This window comes from Pseudescherichia vulneris, from assembly GCF_902164725.1.
Classification (GTDB): domain Bacteria; phylum Pseudomonadota; class Gammaproteobacteria; order Enterobacterales; family Enterobacteriaceae; genus Pseudescherichia; species Pseudescherichia vulneris.
Genome location: NZ_LR607338.1, coordinates 169,711 through 170,348 on the forward strand (window position 1 = coordinate 169,711; position 638 = coordinate 170,348).

General features: G+C 55.3%; 1 protein-coding gene and 1 pseudogene. Both read left to right on the forward strand.

The annotated features are described in order from the left end of the window. Nucleotides 1–67 precede the first annotated feature (67 nt). Entirely contained in the window at nucleotides 68–256 is a 189-nt protein-coding gene (locus FN633_RS00685) for a DUF1482 family protein (RefSeq protein WP_154056397.1), read from the forward strand. A gap of 130 nt (nucleotides 257–386) precedes the next feature. Beyond that, a pseudogene (locus FN633_RS00690) lies at nucleotides 387–638 on the forward strand (exonuclease); the annotation flags it as partial.

Here is a 638-nt window from a genome sequence, read left to right on the forward strand (position 1 = left end):
TCATATCCGCCAGCCGTTCTCCGCTCCCAGCATTCAGCCGCATCTGGTACCGGCGGGGACGCACTAAATGAATACGCTATTCGCGCTAGTGCTGACCGTGGGTATGACCAACGGCGATTTTCAGGATGTGGTGCTGGGTGTGTATGAAGACCAGCGCCAGTGTGAAGCGGCAGCTGTTGAGCAGCATGTTGCGGGCGAAAGTTTCGAAATTGAGCGCATTGTCCGTAACGGCGAACAGCCCGCCGTGACCCTGTAACGAAAAAACCCGCCGAAGCGGGCTCTCCCTCCGGTGTAGGCCGACCAAAGCACACCGGAAATTACAACCACCAAAGTCAGGCGGCTTATACAGCGCCGGGGATCTTACAACCCAAAGGAGCTTAGACGCAATGAACACCTACGCGTTTGTGATTAAAGCTAAAGCAAAATCAGAGAAGAAAAACCTCTTCTGCTGGTTATCTGCCAAATCCGACTCTCGCGCAGAACGCGAGATCCTCAACATTCTCGATGACGCTGATATCGCTGTTGGCCGTGGCGCTGAATACCAGCTGCCGCAGCGCACCGACTGGCATGTCGCTGACGATCTGCCGGAAGAAGGTGTGCTGGATGACACCTGGTGCGATCGTTACACCCTGGGTGAA

Bases quoted from the DNA above. Each gene is read 5' to 3' on its own strand.
- FN633_RS00685 (WP_154056397.1), top strand. From the start codon at position 68: ATGAATACGCTATTCGCGCTAGTGCTGACCGTGGGTATGACCAACGGC.